8 protein-coding genes are annotated in these 4,518 nt (G+C 29.6%); all 8 read left to right on the top strand.

Features of this window, described 5'->3' with window-relative positions; genetic code table 11:
- Nucleotides 1-231: 231 nt before the first annotated feature.
- Nucleotides 232-741, top strand: coding sequence for a hypothetical protein (locus tag ACRDDY_RS19565; protein WP_438566582.1), 510 nt, complete (start codon nt 232-234; stop codon nt 739-741).
- 8 nt (nt 742-749) lie between these two features.
- Nucleotides 750-1,262, top strand: coding sequence for a hypothetical protein (locus ACRDDY_RS19570; protein WP_438566583.1), 513 nt, complete (start codon nt 750-752; stop codon nt 1,260-1,262).
- A 1-nt stretch (nt 1,263) separates the two neighbouring features.
- A complete protein-coding gene (locus ACRDDY_RS19575) occupies nt 1,264-2,043 on the top strand; it encodes a hypothetical protein (RefSeq protein WP_438566584.1) in 780 nt (259 codons plus the stop codon).
- 46 nt (nt 2,044-2,089) lie between these two features.
- Complete coding sequence (locus ACRDDY_RS19580) at nt 2,090-2,602, top strand: hypothetical protein (RefSeq protein WP_438566585.1); 513 nt, start codon at nt 2,090-2,092, stop codon at nt 2,600-2,602.
- 167 nt (nt 2,603-2,769) lie between these two features.
- The gene (locus tag ACRDDY_RS19585; RefSeq protein ID WP_438566586.1) at nt 2,770-3,321 is read left to right on the top strand and encodes a hypothetical protein; all 552 of its coding nucleotides are present in this window, start codon (nt 2,770-2,772) and stop codon (nt 3,319-3,321) included.
- 50 nt (nt 3,322-3,371) lie between these two features.
- Nucleotides 3,372-3,851 carry a hypothetical protein gene (locus ACRDDY_RS19590; RefSeq protein ID WP_438566587.1) on the top strand — a complete coding sequence of 160 codons (480 nt, stop codon included), beginning with the start codon at nt 3,372-3,374 and terminating at the stop codon, nt 3,849-3,851.
- Nucleotides 3,832-4,254, top strand: a complete 423-nt coding sequence (locus tag ACRDDY_RS19595; RefSeq protein ID WP_438566588.1) for a hypothetical protein — start codon at nt 3,832-3,834, stop codon at nt 4,252-4,254. The genes ACRDDY_RS19590 and ACRDDY_RS19595 overlap by 20 nt, the downstream gene beginning before the upstream one ends.
- Nucleotides 4,255-4,324: 70 nt before the next feature.
- Nucleotides 4,325-4,518, top strand: a 194-nt coding sequence (locus ACRDDY_RS19600) for a hypothetical protein (protein WP_438566589.1), incomplete at its 3' end; no start/stop codon positions are given.

Raw genomic sequence — 4,518 nt, forward strand, 5'->3', positions numbered from 1 at the left:
ATTGAGTTAAAACTTAATTAACATTGTAGAGAGTAGAGATTGAAACTACTTATGTAGAATAGAAAATCTCCAAGAGTGTCCAACATCTAAACGTAAAGACGTAGATGAAAATGTACTCCGACCTTATAGGAAACTATAAGAAGTATTTGATAAAGAGCAAATACGGTAACAATGTGGTATTCAGATGGTCTTGCCGACCAGAAATACACTTCTCAACAGGATTCTAAACGTATGATTACTTTTGGTTCTAATCCTATATCTAGGACTATTCAAGCAGGTACTAGAGTTATGCTTACTGGTAAGACAGTATTTAGGGTAACTCACTTAAATGACTTTGAGTACAATGGTATTTATACTGGTGCTGAAGGTATTATTAAGATACTTGTTCTTCAAACTACTCTTATTAATGATGATGATTTAACTAACAACATCGCTTGGAATGAAAATAGTGAAGGTGATGTTACACATCCTCCAATTACTATAGTTGGAGATAATAATCCTATGCTTGGTAGTAAAAAGATTTATGATGCCGCCGACAATCCTCAATATAGACATTGGGAAATTGAATGTTCTAGTGAGCTAAAGAAGAGGTTAGTATTTGAAACTCCAGGTGGTGGTAATAAACACTGTGAATTTAAATTCCCTAGCGATGTTAGATTTGTTGGTGAAGTTATTAAATTAAAGTTATTTGTTAGTAATACACTAAAAGATACTTTAGATATTACATTAAAAGGATTGTAGGTGATAATATGGCTAAATTATATGGAATGAGCAATCAGATTATATCAGAAATGATTATGAGATTAATGACTGATGAAGTCTTTTATAAGTTTGTTTATTACAAAGATACTCACGATGAGGATATATTATCTATGCCAGACTTAGATGATCCTGTTAGTGAATTATATAATAAGCAAGTTTGGTTACATAGAAGACCTAAGAAGATTCTTCATGAACAAGATGTTAATGTATTTTTAACTCTTGAAGATATGAGGAATGAAACCGCTAAGAATAAAGATATTAAGACTATGGCTTTTAAGATAGGTATATTGGTACATGAAAATTGTTTAACAACCGCTAATGGTAGTAGAGATATTGCTATATTAGAGAGGGTTCAATATTTGATTGAGAATGATGCTTATTTTAGTGGTCTAGGTGAATGCAGAGTAAATAGAGTAAATCATTTATTTGGTTTAGGCATTGAATACTCTGGATTTGATGTTATCTTTAAGATTGATGGTATCAGAGAAAAGAGGGTATAGTATGAAAAATGGTTATGAATATTACTATCTTCTTGGATTGGATTTAAATTTAGAAGATTTTGGTTTAGGTACTATTAAACAACCTAAGCTAATTGATTTTTTAAATAAAGATATTAATATTGAAGGATTTTATACTCCATTTATAATGAATGATTATATTCTTGGTCAATCAAATGACAAGGGTTCTTTTGAGGATATTAAGAAGCAGATAGGAAGTTTATCTTTCTTATTTATGACTTGTTATCAAAGTAATCGTGCTGATGTTATCAATTCTATTTTAGAATGTTTGAGTTTTCTTTATGGAACTGAGGCAAAACTAGGTGATGCTTTAAATATTATTGTTGGTGATGTTAATGTTACTAATGATAATTTTGATACGTTATGTAGTGTTGTACTTGAGATGATGAGGATTGATAAGAGTAAGATAAGATTCGATAAGAAGGAAGATAATTTATATCAAGATATCTCAGATAAGATGCTAGAGGCTAAGAAAAAATTCCTTGAAAGAAATAAAAAAGGAAAGAAAAATGATAGTCCTCTTACCATTGCTGATATATCTAATATTATTATTCATTCTAATATTGCTGATTACGATAAAGTTATGAACATGACTATATATCAGATTAAAAATTCATTTGAAACTATAAATGCAAAAGAGTCTTTTGATATTAGTACATTATATCGAGTTAGTCCAAAATTCGATATGAGCAAAGAAAAGTTTGAACATTGGACAGAAAAAATTAAATTAGATAAAAGTGTGCTTAGTCAAGATAATGACTAGGCATTTTTTATGTACAAAATATTTCAACAAAGGAAGGTAATAAAATATGAGCTTATTTGCCATAAAAGATTGTTTTAACCTAACGTTTTACAAATTAGGTCAGTCTACTCCTACATTTGTAGTAGACTATTTAAACTCAGGAAGTTTTGCACTTGAGTCAGAAAAAACTGTAGCTAAGAAAAAAGGGGTTGACAGTATAGTATTTGCTGGTGCAAGAACCGGTACACTTACTCTTGAAGCAGAGTTATGCTCGATGGAAATGTTAGCAGCTAACTTAGGTGGAAAATTAACAGGTGAAAAGATAGAAATAACAGACGTTGTGCCTAGTGATTACTATAAAATCATAGGTACGTTCGTAACTAGGGATGAGCAAGGTGTTGATACTACTAGACAAATAACGTTCCACAAGGCAGCGTTTGAACCTAATTCAGAAATAGCTTTCTCTGCAACGGACATTGCTAGTTTCAGTTTCACGCTAAGTTTATTACTTGATACTAATAACAAGTTAGTTACTATAGAGCCACCATCAGGTGGAGCTACTTTAAAAGCTGAAAAGTAATAAAATAAAGGGGAATAAATCCCCTTTATTTATAATTAATAATAATAAGAATATCTAATCAGGTGGTTTTATTTTTATTAATTATAAGAAATTTCATAATTTTGGTATCTTTTTTGTAAAACTTGGACTATAATATAAGTATATTAAATTATAGGAGAGTGGGAATTATGGATAGTGGTTTTATTTTAACAATGGTAGTTTTAACTATAATAGCAATTATGTGTTTTTCGAAAGGTTTTAGTAATATAAAAGATGTTAACCGTATAAATCAAGATAGTGGATGGTATGTTGGTATGTTAAATAAGATTGACAATGAAGAAGAGAAAAATAGTTGCTTAACACTAGGTCAATCACCAATTAATGACTACTTAGTATATACTAACAGCGAGCATGTGTATTTTGTAAATCAACGAAATAGAGAGTTTAATAAAATTAATAAGAGAGATATATTAAACATGGAAGTTGAAGTGTACAAATATGAAAGAAATGTTAAAAAACTTGTTGCATTAACATCAACTTTCAATAAAAATGTAGTTATTGGCGATGTTGTATTAAAGATAACTACTAGACAAAAAGTTTGTAATGTTTACTGTATGATTAATGGCATGGATGGTTTTAATAGATTATTTACAAACAGAATGTCTCCGGTAGACGATGCCAATAGAATTAAACTCATGATAGAAGACGATGTTAAGAATTTAAAAGAGACTAATATGTAGAGGTAGCTTAAGCTATCTCTTTTTTTATTATATATAAGGGAGATGGTAATATGAAAATAAGTGAATTAGCTATTAAGGAAATTAGAGCAGAGATTGATTTTAATGACAATAAAATAATTATAAAAAATCCACGTGGTAAGGTCAAGGAAGAATTATTATTATTTTTTAAGAAACAGGTTGATATTAATGTTGAAAATGTAAATAAAAAAGGTAAGAAGAAAAAAACAGCTAGTGATATAGACATATTTAAGACACTTATAAAGAAGTTAACCAATATACAGATTGATACAGATGACTTAGTATATATATTGAGCAATCCTTCTTATGAAATGTCTTTGGTTATTCTATATTTATCAAGCATTATGCAAGAATTAATATTTGAAGTATTGACTAAAAAGAACTTAGAAATAAGAATGAGTAAGAATACTTTATTAGAAAAAGATACTTTAAATATGCTTAATGACTTAGGATATTTAGTAGAAGAAATAAATCATAGGAAGACGATTGAAAATGGCGAGAAAGTTCAATAGCATTGAAGATGTTGCTAGATATATAAAGACTACATGTAACCCTGATATTATAGACAAAATAGAAGAAAGCGGAATTAAAACTATGGAACAGGTTACAAAAGAACAAGTAGGCGGTTGGTCAGGGGATATATTTGAGTGCATTGGTACTAACAGTAAGACAAATGAATCACTAGAATTATCATGGCAAGATACTGGTGACTGGTATTCTTTAGCTGAGAAAACTAAAGGTGACCACATGTATGCTCCTTGGGCTTTAGAAAATGGAAAGGTTTGGGATTGGTCAAGTAGTGCTAAATACAAACCAGCTACTACATTAGAGGAAACTAGCACAGAAATTATTGAAAAAGACTCTAAAGAAATTAGCATGAAGATTTTAAAGCAAAAAGGATTTGATATTGGATAATTACTACCCTTGCACAAGAGAGGGTAGTTTTCTTGTGCTTATTTTTATTAAAGGAGAGTGATTATTGTAAATGTCAGAAGTTAAAGTAAATATTGACTTGGATTTGGATACCCAGAAAGCCAAAAGTCAATTAGACGAATTTAAGAATAAAGTAAAAGATGATAAAGTTCCGATAAAACTTGACATAGAAAATGTTAAAGAGGAGGCATTATCACTTAAGAGAGCTATATCTAATGCATTTAAACTAGATGACGGAACATTAGG

This window comes from Clostridium sp. (assembly GCF_051656525.1).
Taxonomy (GTDB): domain Bacteria; phylum Bacillota; class Clostridia; order Clostridiales; family Clostridiaceae; genus Clostridium.